The organism is Chromobacterium sp. INPA-IVC (assembly GCF_059047085.1).
This window is the reverse complement of the sequence record NZ_JBTNLS010000002.1, coordinates 30,887-48,477: the sequence shown is the minus strand read 5'-3', so window position 1 is coordinate 48,477 and position 17,591 is coordinate 30,887. Positions and strand designations below refer to the sequence as shown.

10 protein-coding genes are annotated in these 17,591 nt (G+C 47.3%); 3 read left to right on the top strand and 7 right to left on the bottom strand.

Annotated elements, in window-relative coordinates; genetic code table 11:
* Window positions 1–49: 49 nt before the first annotated feature.
* On the top strand, window positions 50–877 hold the full coding sequence (locus ACX17K_RS03055) for a hypothetical protein (RefSeq protein WP_493773641.1): 828 nt from the start codon (window positions 50–52) through the stop codon (window positions 875–877).
* Window positions 877–1,383, top strand: coding sequence for a hypothetical protein (locus ACX17K_RS03050; protein ID WP_493773640.1), 507 nt, complete (start codon window positions 877–879; stop codon window positions 1,381–1,383). The genes ACX17K_RS03055 and ACX17K_RS03050 overlap by 1 nt, the downstream gene beginning before the upstream one ends.
* Window positions 1,384–1,474: 91 nt before the next feature.
* Here the strand turns inward: ACX17K_RS03050 and ACX17K_RS03045 are convergent, their stop codons facing one another.
* Genes ACX17K_RS03045 through ACX17K_RS03035 form a run of 3 tightly spaced genes read right to left on the bottom strand, consistent with a single transcriptional unit; the run spans window position 1,475 to window position 6,597 of the window.
* Complete coding sequence (locus tag ACX17K_RS03045) at window positions 1,475–2,824, bottom strand: TniQ family protein (RefSeq protein WP_493773639.1); 1,350 nt, start codon at window positions 2,822–2,824, stop codon at window positions 1,475–1,477.
* Window positions 2,824–3,951: an AAA family ATPase gene (locus ACX17K_RS03040; RefSeq protein ID WP_493773638.1), complete on the bottom strand. Its 1,128-nt coding sequence runs from the start codon at window positions 3,949–3,951 to the stop codon at window positions 2,824–2,826. Before ACX17K_RS03040 ends, ACX17K_RS03045 begins: the two co-directional genes overlap by 1 nt.
* Window positions 3,952–3,954: 3 nt before the next feature.
* On the bottom strand, window positions 3,955–6,597 hold the full coding sequence (locus tag ACX17K_RS03035) for a TnsB C-terminal domain-containing protein (RefSeq protein WP_493773637.1): 2,643 nt from the start codon (window positions 6,595–6,597) through the stop codon (window positions 3,955–3,957).
* Window positions 6,598–6,898: 301 nt separating this feature from the next.
* Between ACX17K_RS03035 and ACX17K_RS03030 the strand changes: the two genes are divergently transcribed.
* Entirely contained in the window at window positions 6,899–7,264 is a 366-nt protein-coding gene (locus ACX17K_RS03030) for a helix-turn-helix domain-containing protein (protein WP_493773636.1), read from the top strand.
* Window positions 7,265–7,387: 123 nt separating this feature from the next.
* Here ACX17K_RS03030 and ACX17K_RS03025 read toward each other — a convergent pair whose 3' ends face one another.
* The 4 genes from ACX17K_RS03025 to ACX17K_RS03010 all read right to left on the bottom strand — a co-directional run bounded on the left by ACX17K_RS03025 (window position 7,388) and on the right by ACX17K_RS03010 (window position 17,014).
* Entirely contained in the window at window positions 7,388–7,882 is a 495-nt protein-coding gene (locus tag ACX17K_RS03025) for a hypothetical protein (RefSeq protein WP_493773635.1), read from the bottom strand.
* A gap of 394 nt (window positions 7,883–8,276) precedes the next feature.
* Entirely contained in the window at window positions 8,277–12,671 is a 4,395-nt protein-coding gene (gene hyoA, locus ACX17K_RS03020; RefSeq protein ID WP_493773634.1) for an NACHT domain-containing antiphage protein HyoA, read from the bottom strand.
* A gap of 200 nt (window positions 12,672–12,871) precedes the next feature.
* A complete protein-coding gene (locus ACX17K_RS03015) occupies window positions 12,872–13,576 on the bottom strand; it encodes a hypothetical protein (RefSeq protein WP_493773633.1) in 705 nt (234 codons plus the stop codon).
* Window positions 13,577–13,696: 120 nt separating this feature from the next.
* A complete protein-coding gene (locus ACX17K_RS03010; RefSeq protein WP_493773632.1) occupies window positions 13,697–17,014 on the bottom strand; it encodes a DEAD/DEAH box helicase in 3,318 nt (1,105 codons plus the stop codon).
* Window positions 17,015–17,591 lie beyond the last annotated feature (577 nt).

The window sequence follows — 17,591 nt, the reverse complement described above, 5'->3', positions numbered from 1 at the left end:
GCTCATATTTTTACAACCCGCTCTCAGATTGATGCCAAGGGAAATCGTGATGCGAAAATCAATCATCAAACACCAAGCGGCAAAATTTCTTCCTTTGCAGCTCAGGGCTACGCCCGCACTAGTCGGCGCCACCTTGGCGCTTTGTTCCATGGCAGCCAGCGCCGCCAATGTGATCTTAACGAATTCACCATTCAGCGGAATGCTGGCTACTGCTTCGATACAACCAGCAACGCATCGGGGCATCAATGTGGAAGGGGCTACTGTTGGTATCAATCGCACAGCCACTGCTGGCGATAACTTGTTGGAAGTACATTACATCCCCACGACACAGCTACCGAGCGTCGTAATCACCCAGGATCTCAGCCTGTCGACCGGAGATGCCACATTGAACTTGAAGACGGGTGATAAGGTCATCCCAGGGGCACGTATCCGCGACGTGTCGGGCAAGACTTATTTCCTAGTGAAGACCGATCCACAGACTAGTTCCTTCTTGAAGAAAGATCGCTATTTTGCGTTGGCCGAAGATGGCTCAGTGCTCAACCGGACCTTCAGCACCTTGTCTGATACCTATCTCACGCGAGAAGAGGTTACGGTCGCCAAGGGTAGCTTTACCTTGAGTCTGACCAAAAAAACCGATGCTACTCTTTGCGGCTTGTCGGTCGTATACCTTGGTCAATCCGAGGGGACTCTTAAATTCAAGCTAATTCGTTCCGATGCCAACGGTGCGGTCAATGCAGAGCTTGTTCGCTCCTTTGCCACAGGAGTCAAAGCCGTGGCCTTACCGGGGGCTCAACTAGGGATTAGCAAAGCCGACGCCAAGGCCATCAGAGCCCGAGTTGATGGACTACCACTGATCAACTGCAACGGTGAACTGTGATGTTGATCATGGCGCTTCGTCGTATCGGACTCCTTCGCAAGGTGCTACCACTGACCACCCTGGGCATCAGTTTGGCGAACTACGCGCAGGCCACCACTCTCGATGATGCAGTAATGGCCGTGGCCCTCAGTCATCAGACCCAGGAAAGCATTCTTAATGGCCGGTTATCCCAAGTAGTCTATGTTGGGCAAGCTGGAGACTGCAGCGCTGTATCAATTCGATCACCAGAGGGCCATGATCAACACTTTCGTGTTTGCAAAAGACAAATCATTCCACGCGCTACTGTCGCCCCCTCATGGCCGGACAACCCAATAAATAAAGCTTTATTGACTGCTGTGGTCAACAATGCGGTTTTATATGGTCAAGCAAATCAAACAGATGAGGATGGCTACTTGATCCAGGCAAAAGTCCTAGGAGCCATGGCTTCAGCCTGCAAGCACATAGAAGTAATCATCAGCTTCGAAGCAGATCTGGTCGACTATGCATTAAAACATGTGTGTGACTAGAGAGAAATAAGCTCATCGTCCCCTGCCATGTGACCACGTGAATTGCTAACGAGGGGCTCGAAGGACAATCATCAAGTCATATCGTCAATGCTTAGAAAAGTAACCTTTTCTTTCGTTCTTCTTCTACTGCAGCTAAAACATGCGGACGAGATAGAATAACTCCGTGAAAAGAAAGCTCATTTTGTAGGATACGATTTGTGATTTTCGTTTTTTTATCCGTAAGTCTTTTAAAAATATCCTTAACTACATCGATATCTTTTTGTTCATTTTTTATTCGGCAGCAATTTTTGTATTCCCTATAAAAGCGTGAAATCGCTTTGCACTCTTCTTTAAACCAATATCGCAATAAGGTAACTGTATAGCCAAGATCTCTAGCGATTGATTGCATAGATTTTTCTGAGATGCCAGACGAAATTACGCTATCTAAAACTGACTTTACCAGAGAGAATTCATCGACTGAAAGCCCCTTACGTTTGCTTGCCTGCTTCCTATGATCCATGACGATGTTCGGATGGATGTGTTGATTGTCAAGCAAAGTGATGAATTCTAACGGAGAAACTCCGAGGCTGTACGAGAAGGAAAGAAGGTTAGGGAGAGAAGGTGAAACATTCGATTTTGACCAGTTGGCTATGGTTCCTTTCGGAAATCCTAATTCACGCTCCATTTCATAAATGCTACCATTGTAAAGCTCACCTGCAACGACTTTAATTGAATTAATGAATGATGATGAATTTAATAGACTCGAGCAACGCCAACCATTAACAATCATCTCTTCGATTGAATTATATTGGTACAAAGAAAAACCATCGATATCTTTCAGGTAGGTTATGGTAGATGTGCTAAGCCATTTGCCGCAGTGTGAACAGTGATCAAGGTGCGAGTGTTTAGGTAAGAAAGGCTGTGCTTGTCCACAGTGAGGACACGTGTCTGAAAGTGTGCATTGGTGTGTTTTACAGAAATTTACTGGTGCAGCCATCCATATTAATGGGAAATATGGCTCATTACCTGAGGCCCGCCAATCTCGAAAGCATTCTGAACACCAATGTGGTCTATGATGTAGTAGCCCATTCCCTCTAGGATCTAAAACTTCCGTCAAGGGGAGAAAACTACATCTATCTAACTCGGATTGTCCTGTTAGATTATTTAATGCCTCTGCTAGCTCCTTGGCGTAAAAACTTACCCCATTCATAGTTCTAATATAATTCGATGTGAACCTAGAAGAGGCTTCTCTGCTATATTTTATTTTTGTCCATGCCAGAACTTCGTTTCTCAATAATGTCATCGGTGAACAGGAGTGCTTTCTAGCCAATCTTACAAAATAGCTTGATAATGACTCTTGAATGGGTAAGGTATCATTTATAGGCTTCATGGGCATAAGCCGTGACCTTGTGGGGAGTGGGGGGGACTCATCTAGCAGCGATAAAATTTCTGGTTGAAACATTATAAGTCTCCGACGGAATCACGAGATGGGTTTCGTCTTCCAGGTTTGCGTGATTTTATATTTTTCCCATTCATCCTATCATTTTTATAATTATCACTTGCCTTGTTAAGTCCCAGGAGATTGGTCAAATCCTCTTCAGATTCATCACTCAATAGCTTTTCACCCCATTGATTTTCCTTCTCTATCTTTATTAACTGACGAATAGGGAGGGCTGTTTTATTCATGATGCCCATATCGATTATTGGCTCCATTTTTGAAATAAAAGCAAGTTCCAAAGCACGCATGCACCAGTCTTTTAATAAACCGATAGATCCTAAACTCATTTTCATCAGGTAGGGGTAGTTCACGCACACGTCATCGTGGATAGGAATTTTCATTGATTTGAAAAAAGTATGTGCCACATTTACGAACGACTGGCCATACTTATTACTTTCCGATTCTAATTCGTTTGGATAATATCGCTCAAAATGAATTATTTTCGTTCTGCGTATAAGTTGTGAGTTAAAATCTTCAATTTTTAGTAAATCATAGGCTCCTGATAAAATTAATGGGAGTCCCCAATCATTAACAATGCTTTTTAAAATTTCGAATTGATATTTGTAGCTTCTGTCGTTTTTAGTTGCGAAAATACTTGATGCCTCATCGATCCCAACAAAGTGAGTCTCACGCTCAAGCAATCCATTTTTGAATGCTCGTGCCAGTGCGGATGTCACAAGTTGATGAACGTTCTCAATTTTTTCTCCGTCTAGATTCACAACCATCCTGGGTAGAATTTTTTTACGTATCAAAGGTTCGAAAAACATAGCTAGCAAACGCTGTAGAGCATCCTTCCAATCAAACTCTCCCTTGAACCCCGTTGGCAGTGTGGTTAGCACAGTTGGTATAAATCCTGGGTTTTGTATCATGTCATCAAGAAATCGTTGATTATAAGAATCAAAAAAATGACCTACCGCTGTTGACTTACCAGCACCAGTGGCGCCAACCACAGCAAAAATCTTCCCTTGCGATGATGGAAGCGGGACTTCTTCAAGTCGATCAAAAAGCTCTTTTAGCTTTTCATGTTTAGCGCGGACTTTTTTAAAATCTTCCAGTGCAGATAGTGATTCTTTTCTAAGCATGGTAGCCATCTATCAGAAGGTATCTAGAATTTTAGGTGTCCAGCTTTGATTGACTTTGTTATCAACGTCTACTGCTTCTCCTTCTGTATTTGATACAAGCAAGTTCTGGCTAATTTTAGAGTTCATTTCTTGCACCTCAGAGTCGTGCATGGTTTGCATAGCGAGCTTTTCTTCTTCTTCGATTGAAGATAAAAAATCAGCAATTCGCTGCGCAGTAATTTCATATTCTTTGCCCGCCATCCTATGTTTTTGTCGCAAGCACTCAGTGGCTATGGCTATTTTCTTTGCACTCATGCCTTTGAATGCCTTGTAATATTCGCTAAAACACTCAACCCATTCATTGTTGCAATATACATAAGCATGACCACCATCCCACGGATCATATCTGACAGGAGCCCTTGAGTTGATGAGAGAGTAACGATCTAACGCAACAGAGTTATAAAATATGTAATTTATCTTGACTCCTCTATTGGTTATCTTTGCATCACCCTTTGAAGTTGTTGGCATCGTCGTAATAATGAAATTCTTATCGTAACTAATCAATACGTTCCTCCTGGCTCCATAAATTCTCATGCCTTCCAAAAATTTTTGATTTGGCGTACAGCCAAGTGTTGAATGAAAATTCTGGTGATAGGTTTCAAAGTATTCTTCCAATCGTATCGTCAGCCTCTCCAATGTCCAATTGGCCAATTTTACTGGGTTTACCTCGGGAGATACTTGACGAATATGGCGCTCAGCCTGTGTATTGCCTAGTAAGGCATTTGCAAATTGATCTCTGGTTAAACGGAACATACGCTCGATGATTGCGCCATCACGTGGCTTTCCAACCTTTCTAGATTGCTTGTCTATGTAATAAATAGCCATTAACTTCTCATAGTAACTCGACTGAAACTCAGCCCCACCATCAGAAACAATCCTTTGGGGCAGTCTTCCATGTCGCCGTACGCAGTCGCGTAACACCATCATGCAGCTACGATGACTTGGTTTGTCAAAACTAAAGTACCATGCAAGTATTTTCCTGGAATACGCATCAATAAGTAGTGATAGAGTGCCAGTCTTTACGGTTGAATCAGATTTTGAATTGATGAGCCGTACATCAAAGGGGGAGTGATCGATATGAGCAATATGAAATGGATGAGTGCCATGAGCCGGAGTTTCATACCCTATATACCAGTACTGGATGACCTCTGATTGATATGCACGTTTACGTCCTTCTCTTTTCTCCACATCTTCTGCAGTTTGGATTTTTTTTATTTCAGTTCTTAATGTTTTTGCGCATATCTTTGACAGTCCAAGCTTCTCACACTCATTATTGACAGCGCCTAAGAAATGGGTGATGGATTTTTGTTTGGGGTTGGGCCAGTAATCAGGATATAGTTTCTCAATGATATAAATAATAGCTTCTTCTATCTTCCTATTGTGATTGCCTTGAGTTTTATCTCTGTTTGGTATTAATCCAATAAAACCATAGCCATACTTAATCTCCGCATTTCTCCATTGTGCTTTCCAGTAGAATTTCGCCCTTGTGCTTTTATTAATATATGGATTTTTCTTTCTCGGAGTGCCAAATAATATTTCATGACGATATAAGGCGATCTGAATATCTTTGGGGGAGCATTCCTTCATTAGATCATACTGAGGAGCTGAATTATTCTGTCTGACAGATATAATATTTCCACATTTTGCTAAGCTAGCCATTTCCTCATACGTTAGGTTCATTAATATGGATTCTTGTGAATCTACACATCTTGCAGCCACTCCTGTATCACCAACATTTACTACCTCCCATGATCTGTTATCCCATAGGAACATACACCCAGGGCGAAGTTCAATGCCTGCTGGCAAACTTGGTGATGTTGATTTGGATTCGATATAGATTTTGAAGGCCTGTGAACTTATCTCATCTCGAAATAAATATGCATTTTCTACTTCTTTCAGATGACTATTATTTAAATCAAAAATAAACTCTTTTGTGACGATGGAGTTGTAAACAACATCGGCATCGATGATTTTTATCAACTCATGAATTGATCCCCATGGATTGCATGAGAAAAATTCACGGAGCTTCTGCAACTCAGCATCATTTGATTCAAATGGGAGAATATAATAATCTTTGAGGAGCTCTAAATTCTCGATTAGAACCCAGTTATTCTCGGATGAAGGTCTGATAATGAAATCGCAGCCAAATTCACGAGCGGCTAATTCTGCGGGAGGAGAGCGCCACTTTCCATTGCCACCCAAAATAAATCGCACTGGATCTTTTTCATTTAGTTCAAGTAGGTGCTGGTCGGTTTTGCATTCGACAAAATAGAAGCCTGATTGGCTAATGCAAAACAGATCTGGTGTGATGCTAGTCGTCACTCGGCGACCATTCGCTTTGTCCCAGGTGATCTTTAACCGGCATGGTTGGTGATAAAACTCAAGAATGTCTTGGCTATGATCGAATGACACAATCGTAGCGAACTCTGTCCTCAGGGCCTCAGCTTCGATGACAAAGTTCATTTTTCGCCCGCAATAGCGAATTGTTTGACTGACACCACCTCCATGGACACGTCGTACGGGGGCATTCTCACGTATCCAGCGAATACGGTTTCGTCCTGGGACGGGAATGTTGAATTTGTCGAACAGCTGTTCGATCTCATCTTCAGACAGCATGGTATTAATCCTCATAATCCCAATCGAGCAGAAGGCAAGAATTAAAGGCAAAAAGCCTGCATCGCCGTGTTGACACACTACGGTCGCTGTCCGAGAATCGAAGCGTCTTCCCGCAAAGTCGACACTTAACTCTCTACGGCCTCATGACGAGGCCGTTCTTGCTTCTCCTGCTCGGTTGTCTATTAGTTCATCGGCATGCCTTGTGGGTTACTGTTTCGTAAACTCGAACAGAAAATACAAACAGCGTATACATACGTGTTATACTGAATTCTAGATAGAATTTATTTTTTGGAATTGACTTATGAATTCGCAAATACGAAGTATGCTTGATGCGAAGAGTTTCATCAAGGCTGATGAAAAAACCGTTCCTATCGTTGAGTGGATCCCGGTGATCGACTCGATCAAAGTGGCGCTTGAGTTTGCTGAAGATCGGCAACTGGCGGATTTTCTTGGCATTGCCCCCAGTACTTTAAGTGAGTGTCGTAGCGGACGCCTGAACCTGAGCCCGCTTGCCAAGCTTCAAGTTCTGATTCAACTGGGGTTTTGTAAAACAGAAGATGCCCGCCAGATCTTGCTTCAAGAAGAAGTTGCGGAGAAAAAGCGGCGCGCTAAGGAGCGGCAAGACAAGAAGCTGGAGATGCTGAAAGCGAAGAAGCAGATCAGCTAGTTGTTGCTGAGTACTATTCGCAGTGCTTTAGTGCTTGAAGGAGGCCGCGGAGCACTTCGATATGAATGATATTGGGCAGATCAAGTAGATCAAACGGAGCGGTTAAAAAGTACTTGTGTCTGACTAGGCTGACCTAGCAAGCTTCCATGATAAGAAGCCGGACCGTAATGCACGGGCATCTGCTAAAGCATGATGTGGAGGCCACTCTGCACTGTATGTTGATGACATCGACTGCAGAAAGGTCGAATCACTGATGACTTCTGGTGCCAGCAGCCACTTTTCCGTAATGTTACTGGGTAATGATCGGCCATCCTTTCCCTGAAGGGCATCAGCAAGGAGAGTCCAATCAGATGCGTAATCAAATACCAAGGTTACTGACTGGCCGAGCGACGCAAACCAGGCGTGCAGACGTAGTGTCAATTCTTGTGCTGTACAATTAGCATCCTCCACTCGGCCCAACAACGGAAGAACATTGGCGCGCACAAGATCGTTGCAATCCTCTCGGCGGTAGTCATTTCGCTCGGCATAGAATTCCCGACTATCTTCGGTCACTAGCGCGATAGCAATCAAGTCAATTTGAATAAAATCAGTGAATTCTGCATCAACAAATACAAGCATGGACTTTGATTCCAATTAAGTTGCTGCTACATGGTGTAGGGGGGCGACTTTCTCCTGCCACGGATTTGCAATCCTGACTCTCAGCTTACCCCCTTCTGCAACATACTGATTTTTATGCGTTATGAATATTGAGTCTGGGTGTGAAAGCGATAAATCGAATATTGCTGCTGAATCGCATTATTTATTCGGAAAAACTATGGATTTTTTTGCATTTTTACCGAAAATTTAATGCAGGTGAGCAAGCGTAACTAGGTGATGGCAGCTGAGAGTCCCTGTAAGCTAGGCCGATACAAATGGTCGTATTTTACTAACCATATACGCACTAGTAGGCCGTGCTGCCCCCCGGGACTTGCATTGAATTCACAAGCTCATGCTTCACTCTGCTCTGGAAAAATCACTTTGTCTTCCGGTCTCCCGCTTTTTTGATAGGAACTACGGAGGAAACTTCTTCATCAACCATCGTCTTGTCGGTAATCTTCTTGCTGGTTTTTTTCTTTGCCACAGGAGGTTTCGCTCGCTTTGTAAGGTCAATACCGATGACCTTGATTTCCTCAACACGTGGATGCGCTGCGGACACTGACTCCCAGTGCCTTTGCAGCGCTGATATTAGCTCATCAAAGGTGGCCATATCACCGTTGGGTAGTTGCCAACGTTTCTGTATGCCTTGATAAACCAATAGATAGATACCGCGACTTGAAGCTTCGTCGCGGAGATAGTCGCCTGCGAGCTGACCTTCAAGACGCTCGAAGAGCTGGGGGCCACTCCACTTGTCGGCAATTTTCAGTTCAGTTGGCACCGGCCCTTTAAACCCGAAGCCGTGCCACCGAAGGTCAGGGCGCTTGGCGTCGGGTAGTTCCTCCTCCTGAGGGATGACGTAGCGCCCTTGTGAGCCCCTACTGCACCACGAGCCGATGAAATTGCGGACTATAGTTTCCATTTTCGCATTGATCAGCACAGATGCCATGCTAGCATCACCATCTTCCAACTCATGCTTGAGGTCCAGCAAACGTTGTACTGCTAAATCGAACAACTCACGATGGCAGACCGGCGTGCGCTCGTACTCCTTGTCGAACTGGCCCACCTGCTCGGCTTTCCATTCTGACCGTTCGCTATCGGCTTCTGCCTTGGATCTGGCTTGCAATGCAAACCATGGTCGCAATTCTTGATCTGGATGAGCTTCAGAAATAACTTTGAGCGCCAAGTATGCATCCCGTCCTGGAATTTCGCGAAGGATGTTCACCAATCGTTCCCGAGCGTGCTGTGCATTGTCCCTTAGCTCCGGCGAGTAAACTCCCTGGTTAGCCCGCTCAATATCCTCACTTGATCGTACATGCGTGTGGACGAGAATGTAGAGCCGGCTCAAGACCGCGGGGGAATGAAACCGGGCACGCACCCTAGATGACATATGACTTCCACCAAGGAGGTAGGTCACATAGTGCATGGTGAACTCTGTTCGCTCCTTAGCATCCGTCAGGGTGGCCAGATGTGCCTCTACTGCGTCGATGGCGGGTCCAGGATTAACGCCTGTCCACGCGGCTGCCCAGAGCGGTAGATGATTCTGATTTTCGACGGATAGCATTTTCTCCGCAGAGAGTGTCGCTATTGCGTCATCTGATATTGTAGATCTTTGGATGATATCTAGTAGGTTGGCTAGAAGATAAATATTCTGCGGCGTATGAACTCCTAGTAATTGGATAATGTCTGGTGCAATGTCATTCCAAAGCCAGTCACCTAAACGACTGATTTTTGAAATGATGTACTGGCTGGGAGATCCGTTGCCGGTGACCTGTAGCTCGAATAGAATCTCCGCTAACGCCATCGGCTTGACCACATTAAGGTGTGTTGCTGATAGCACAGGAAACCAATCTGGGAAACCATTGAGCTCTACCATAGCGTAGCGGAGTGCTATTGCAGCCTCTGCCGGTGTCAATTTCTCAAATAATCCGTGGACCTCGGAAGCTTCGATGGTCAGGCCAGTCAGGCCGAATATATCTGCTATCGATCTCGAGTTGAAAGCTGCGCCTTCTGAAACCAACTGTGGCGAATGACGACGCCAGAAGCGCACCATGCCATCGCGGAACGCTCGCGGAGTTTTATTTCCGAATTCTCGTTCCAGCGCTCGCCAATTACTATTATTCCACTTTGAGCCGTGCTTATTCTCTTCTAGCGCGCTCATGCGATTGAATAGATAATACTGTGTTCTGGAAATGGCTGATGGATCATTGAAGCCTGGGTCGCGCAGTTTCTCTATCTGTGCCTCAATCTTGCTTGGTGTCTCCAGTCTAGTCTTTGCTTCCTGTTTTCGTCTCGCCGTAGCCTGCCGACTCCACTGAGCATGCTGGCGTTCCATTCGCTTTAACTCTTCGGATTTTTTTGTAGGTCTCATCAACTGCGAAAGATATGCTTTTAATTGATCGTTATCTCTGACAGCCTTTTTCAATTTGGCATTGCGACTGCGCTGGCGACCGGTTTGCACATATAGTCTGAATGCTAGTGACAGAGCGACTTGCTTGTCATCGGGAAGGGGACGTTCTGTAATGATTCGTACCGCAGCATCAAAATCATTTCCATCAAAGGAAACATAAGGTGCTGAAACCAAGACCATCCATGAATCGATTACCCGCGTTCCCTCTTTGGCTCCTCTCCTGCGCACCTGCTCAACGACGTACCAAAATAGCGCCCATTTGAGATCTGTCCACTGTTGGACCTCCTTGTCCAAGCCCAGTGTTTCCATATCGAATGCGTTTGCGTTGTACTGTCCATCCGCAGGCAATACGTGAAGGAGCGCGAGCGAACTTTCCTTCAATGCCGCAGTGTCACGCGCGCGGATTAGGCGAAGAATCGCAACACCCGTGGTCTGGCGTAACCACTGGTTATGTTTAGAAATTTCGCAGTAATGGCCCTCAATGACCGGGGGGGCAGTCAAAAGCTCATACAGCTGAACAAGTCCTTGTTCGACGAGCCACAAGGGCGCACGCTCAAAGAATGAGGCGATCTCTTCGGATAGGCCTGTATGCTCAAACTGGTTGTACTCTGTCAACCGCGGGATGCAGTCAAATAGCCATTGAAGGGCTTGCTCGTCTGGCTGCTTGATATGACCGACTAGTTCCGCCATACATTTTCGGTCGAGATTGTCGCCTTCATTAGTAAATCCAGTACGTACCATCAACATATCTTGCAGCGTTCCCAAGTCAGCGATGGCCCGGAAAGCGGAAATGCGTGACGCATAGCCTGCGTATCTAGATTGCGCGATACCCATCGTCTCCGGTAGCGCGTCCTTTAGGCGGCCTTGCCAAACCATCCGCATGAGGAAGAAAACTATGTCGTCATTGGATTGGAACTTCAATATAAGACGACGTAGGGTGTTGGCCAGGTCGGGTGCGGCGAAGCGTTGGATGGCTGCGAGGTCTGCAATAGACCCGACAGCATCGCTGGCGATTTGATCGCAGATCTGCTCCAGCATGCTGCAGCGGACATCCGTTGGCAGTTGAACGGGGTCTCCGCCCTCTAATACAACTTGAGGTGCGATGCGGCGTACCCTGGACAAGATGCGATTGTCAGCTATGGCAAGCCACGGTAGTAGTGGACGCAGTGATGGCACGACGACCTCGAGCCCGTATTGCTCCCGAAAGAATAGTTCTTCTATGTTGCGGCGCGACACCTCTTGGCTAAGCAGCTTGAGGAACCACTGAGCAGCCAAGTACTCTTTCACGGAGCGGTGATGGAAGCGAACAGTGCTGTAGATGTCTGGAGCGAACAGTGGTCGCTGAAGCAGGGTTGCTATTTCCTTGTCGGACCAGTCCATCAGCACTGCATCGATCTTTAGACCCTGGACGTTCTTGGCGCCGTCTGGCACTTGGATGGTTTGCTGGTTTGTCAGCATGAGCGCGGCAGCAATAATCTGGGCACCCTCTAGTGCCCGTTCTTTCGATAGAGGCTGTGCTTCCGCTCGTGTCTGATCGGGTTCTTTTAGGCGACGCTGGATACTGTTCCTCATCAACTCTAGCCGCGATCCGATAACTCCATTGTCAAGCCAGAATCCAGTCAGTTCGTCGAGATCTTGAGGTCGGGAAGTGAATGACCATGCATCGGCGCGCTCAATAGCATCTAAGAAAGCCTGTGTGTCTTCGATGCCTTTTTCACTGGCGAAGTGTTTGATCTGTTCGGTAGAGAGATCTTTCAGTGTTACGATTTTGAAGGGAGATATGTCGATAGCTGCTGGAACTTGATTCGGCTCAACTATTGTTACACCGTCGTTAGACTCGACAACTGCAGCATGTTTGTTGGGGGCAGGAAAGAGCTTGTCGCAGAGTTCCAGGTCGGTTTTCGGTCTCCATGCGGATGCCCGTCCAGTGATCAGTAGATGAGTACGCTGCTTTGCTGTGGCTAGCAGCTTACTGATCTTGCGCATCGCCGCTTCAAAATCCAATGGCGAGCGTAGGCGTGACTCGTCGACGGAGTCTAGCAAAAACCAGCCTGGCTCAGACGATGTTAGCCATACTTGAAACTCCTCAAGAGAGCCTTCCTCGAAAGCCGTGTCAAAATCGACAACGACGTGCTCTAGGCGAAGGAAGAATGCTGCTTTACCCTCCCTGCGGAGCCGGCAGGTGGCTGCGCGAATTTCCTGGGTTTTACCGGAACCAGCCTCTGAGAGAATGATCACGCGAGGCTCATTAAGCAGTCTGGGTAGAGTTAGCGTGGTCGTACCAAGTGAAAGCGCATGGGCTCCGTCACCTTGTTCCTCATCGCGTAGTAGTTCTCGAAAGTTACGGAGCAGTTCTATGTGCATGGGTATCAACGATAACGACCAGATTAAAGGGAATACGGGGCCTGGGTAAAGTCTGGAGGCACCATTAATCTCGGGAGATACGAGATGTCTGTTTTTAACTAGATAACAACCGAATGTATTAAAAGCATTGCTTTCCGTTTCGACTGGCTACCTGCTTTCATCTAACAGGCGGGAACAGAGTTCTTAAGAGGAGCTTCGAGTCAAGACTGGTCTATCCAGAAGTCAGTACTGAAATTATTCAGTCCACGCGTGTAAGGGTCTACTTTTGCATGGAATGCTTTCGGAATGGTTTTTCCGCTTCCACCACTTCGGAAATAATCCTTGACTGAATGAAGCCCCAATCTCATCAAGTGTTCCCATTCTCGATATAGTTTTTCCTGCCGATCTTGTTTTCGTTTGGCAGCACTCGGCCTCTGCGTTGTCAATGGCACGCTGTAGTCGGTGCTCGTGAAAACGTCGTGGGAAAAGATAATACTTCCAGATATCCATTCACTATCGACTGTCTGGCGCCATCGGTAATTCACTTGTACAGCTATTTGGTCGCCAAAATGGGATGGTGGCATGATCTGGTCTTCAATCCAGAAGAGCTGAGCCTCCTTTTCCTCTGCTTCGAGCCTGTTCTGCATCTGTTGAACTGCAGATATCAGATCGTGGCCAGCTCGATGGGCGTTATTCCTTGACTCATCCCGCTTCTTTGCTGCTCTTGCCTTTCTGTACTCAGCCAACGCTCTCTCGTAATATCGAAGTTGTGCTGCTACGTAGGCTCCACAACTCTCAAGCCGGATCATCTGCAACGCTTGTGGACTCTCCTCCAGTAGGCACTGTTCGATGAGCTTACTGAGCATGTTCGTATCAATGGTTCTTAGTGCATCCTGTTCACTTCGAGGAATATTGATTTCGCCCATACCTTTTACTTTCTGGCGGTTGAGTTGATTATCAATTCAATGAGGTTGAGCAAACTCTACTCATCATTGCAAAATGTCAACGCACACAAACATCCGGATGCAATTGAGATGCTAATCATCCTAGAGCGCCGGAATGTTTGAATGTTGTGCAACTATTGACTGTGAGAACTGCTCCTGTTCGATAGCTGGGATTTTCTGGAGTGGTAGTAGATCCATGATGTCACAGAACAGAGCCCGTTTCTGCCAGTCTCTGCGATCACCGATCACATAGAAGCGCCGCTTGGCTCGTGTTGCCGCCACGTTCAGAAGATTTGGTTCCGATACTGCCCAATCACGGGCCCCAGAGCCGTCCGTATTTCCACCCAGTACCATGATGACAACCGCAGCTTCCTTGCCTTGCATCGTATGAATAGTGCCGTACACCATCTTCTTTTTCACGATACGACGGAGATTGTCCCGAACGGCAGTAAAGGGAGTAATGACAGAGATGTCCTTGGCTTCCACTCCATCCTTGAGCAAATGAACCAGTAGTCCGCGTAGCATCTCACCTTCGGCGGGTATCCAGTTTCCTTCGGATAGACCTTGTGTATCGATCCAGCCAGTCAGTAAGCTAGCGGGTGTTTCTTTGTCCGGGCGTGGCTCCAGGGTGCCATATACCATCACTCCGTCATAGGCAATGCGGTTGGCAAGTGCATACATTGGCCTGTCGCAACGGCGATGAACAAGCAGAGGCAGTCCAACCCAGACCTTGTTAGTGGCGGGGCCGGCCATTCGGCCCCATGGCGTAGCTTCATCCGCCAGCGTTTGCGCGGACTGTCGATTGGGGAGCCAATGCATACCGACACGATAATGAGTCCGCATGTGTTCCAGCACTGCATCAGACACTTTGACGATGGGCTTGAGCTGGAGAGGGTCCCCCACTAGCAAGGCACGTCGAGAGCGCCATAGCGCCCCCACTGCCGCTTGTGGTGGCGCTTGGCCGGCCTCATCCACTAGCAGCCAGCCGATTTCGCCGACGCCAAATGAACTGAATGACCGGGAGAAGGAGGCGAAGGTGCTACTCAAAACAGGAACCACCATGAACAGCGAGGCCCAGGCTGAGCGGATGGCGTTGCTGGAAAGACCCTGAAAGCGTGGTCCCGTTAATAGACTGTTGATCAATTTCAGGTTGGCATTTATCCGAAATGCCTCCAGCTCGAAAAATGTCTGGTGGAGCTTGAGTGCTTGGATAAACACACGCGCACGTGCCTGCCGCCAACCTTCTATACGCCAGGGCTCGGCCAGCTCGATGGCCTCTCCACGGCCGATATGACCTGTTTGCAACCAAACCAGTAGATGTTTGGCCTGGTTGGCTGTCGCCAACTGTGTCGCGTCCTGAATAAGCGTTTGGACTTGGTTCTGCAGTTGCGTTAACGTCGAGTAGGCATCAGCAAGTTGTTGCTCTAAGCGCTCTTTAGATTTCTCAAGTTGCTTGACTTCACGTGTCAGCCGGGATAGTTCAGCTGCAGCCAGCCTCCGGAGGTCTTCTAACAAGGTCAGTCTTGCATCCCAACAGCGTTGTGCTCCCCATAGGCTGAACAGATTTCGCCAGAAACTAGGCTTGTCGGCTTGGTGCTGTTCCAACGCCAGAAGACACTGTTTGAGTTCCGCATGAGCAGGGCGGATTCCTATCGTATCTAGGTGTGTGAGCTGGGTTTCCGTGTTAGTCAGCGCTAGTTTGCAGGTGCTGACTACTTGGGTTTGAGCAGCCAGCTTCGCTCTGATTTCACTAATTGACTCGATCAATGTGCCGATACGCCGGGCATCTGCGCTCACCCGATCTACCTCTGCCTTGACACCTTTATACTCGGTCACCGCCTGCCGCCACAGGGCTTGGCGCTCTGACGATGACAGTGTTTTGTTGCGCTCGATATAAGTATCGAGCCAGTTGGTGAGTCCTTTTGCTTTCGGTGCCTCATCTGGCGGCACTGGAGTGCTCACATCATATTGATTGCCATCACCATACTCATCGGTCTGATTTGTAAATTGCGCCTCTATCAGACCCTCAATTTCCTCGCCTGATTCATCATCAATGTCTTCTTCATCCTCGCCCTCCGTGTCCTTCTTGGGGAAAGGGCGTTGGCCATAGAAATAGCGGCTTACGAATTGAGTGCGCCGGGCTTTGCTACCTAGTGCACCGGAAATCAGTCCCCAGGCGGGGTTGCCGGAGACCAGCGCCCCTAGTTCAGAAAAATATTCGGCGTCAGGTAACCAACTCTCATCGATTTTGTCACGCTGTGGCAATTCGAGAGTAACGTTTTCCACGGCACCGTTATTGGAGGAGGCTACCACGATCTCAAAACCGTACAGTGCCGGGTTGAGGTTGTAGCTGGTTAATTGCCTACCGCCATCATTGGCCATTTCACGCCCATCACTGACAAACCCGTCTGAGGCTCGGGGGAAACTGGCCAGCACATCGGCCCGGCTGGTGATGATGGCCGCGATCAAATCACGCAGCAGCGTTGTCTTTCCTGTGCCTGGTGGGCCATTGACACCGAGCAGCCCTTGGCTGTCAGACAGAGTAGACAAGATCGTGTTAACAGCTAGCTGCTGAGAGTGCACAAGCCCCAAATGCCGCTCGGTGGGCCAACAGCTGTTAGCGTAGGAATCGGGTAATAGCCGCTGAATCAGCGACAAAGATGCGTTGTCATCATCAACATGCAATCGTGGCTGAGGACTGTGTTGGGAAAGGTATTGGTCCAGCGGTTGACTGGTCACCCCTTGGCGTACACTATCGGCAACTAGGATCAGGTCGTCCAGCAGAAAGCTGTTGAGTGGATCGTTTTCTGCGATAGGTTTTTTGGGATTGATCGGTTGGGAGCGAAAACGAAACTTTGGTTGACGCGTATCAGCGAAAAAGTCGGCCACGCCAAGGAATTGAAGAACCCATTCGGTCAGCGCACACAGGGCACCACCCGATACCTGACCGGTGAGCAGTGATTTAGCTTGATCTGCCGCGATTTTTTGATCACCCTCGAATCCCTGAGCCCAATCTTGCGCAGCCAGTACTTTTCCTAGAAACCATGCTTCGCTGGAAAGTACGAAGCTGTTTTCGACCAGGTAGCCGGCCATCGTGAATTTTGCGGCGAATATCGCGGAAATTTGTGATTGTGGTTCTTTATATCCCTGCTCATCTCCATAATGCTCTTTAAGTACATCAGCGACCAATTTGTTGTCATACAGGTAGGCATAGAGTGTGTGGCTCCACTCACGCTTCTTGGGTAACGCCTGCTGACTAACTAGACTCCCGTCTTCCCAAGGCAAAATGGGTTGCTTGATTGGTGTGTCGTGCAGATAAGCGCTATACAAATTGCTGCGTTTTCCCAACTTGGGGGCCGACTGAGGTTGAAGCAACTCCACGGCATGCCAATATCTGACAATATTTTCTTTCTCAATCACAATATTTTCCTTCAAACATGTCTGGTTAATCTGAATGATTGATATGCATATGACATGTTTTTGGCATGGCAGCTGAAATTCTCGATGAAGAGTCTCTGGAAGTACAGGTGGCTCCGTACGAAGCTGGTTTGCCGTAATGCCGTAATGCCGTTATGGCTGCTTCTTTTTAATGTCCTGGATCAGGAAGGTTGTCGAGGTTCCATTCCAGGGAGTTTTTCCTACTGGAGCTGGGGCAGTCCAATTGGTGAAAAACGTATGTGAGTAAGTAGCTGGGGGTTGAAAAGGTAAGTGTCCAAGGATGAGATTGCTGTTGGCATATTGTACTGGGTGTTGCCGCTCAGAAGCTAATAATATGGTTTTGACATGATGCATTCATTCCTAGAAAGACTGTCATATGACGGAAATTGATGGTGTTCCTGTCACGGCATGATCAGACCATAGCAGTGGGAGAAGCTTGCCTGGCCTTTGGTGCAGGTTGAATGTGATATGTATACGGTTGTCTTGTAGATATTTTCGATATTTCTATAGAATCTCAAACCTCTTTATGCTCAATGACATACCCTCTGTCGAGGGTATT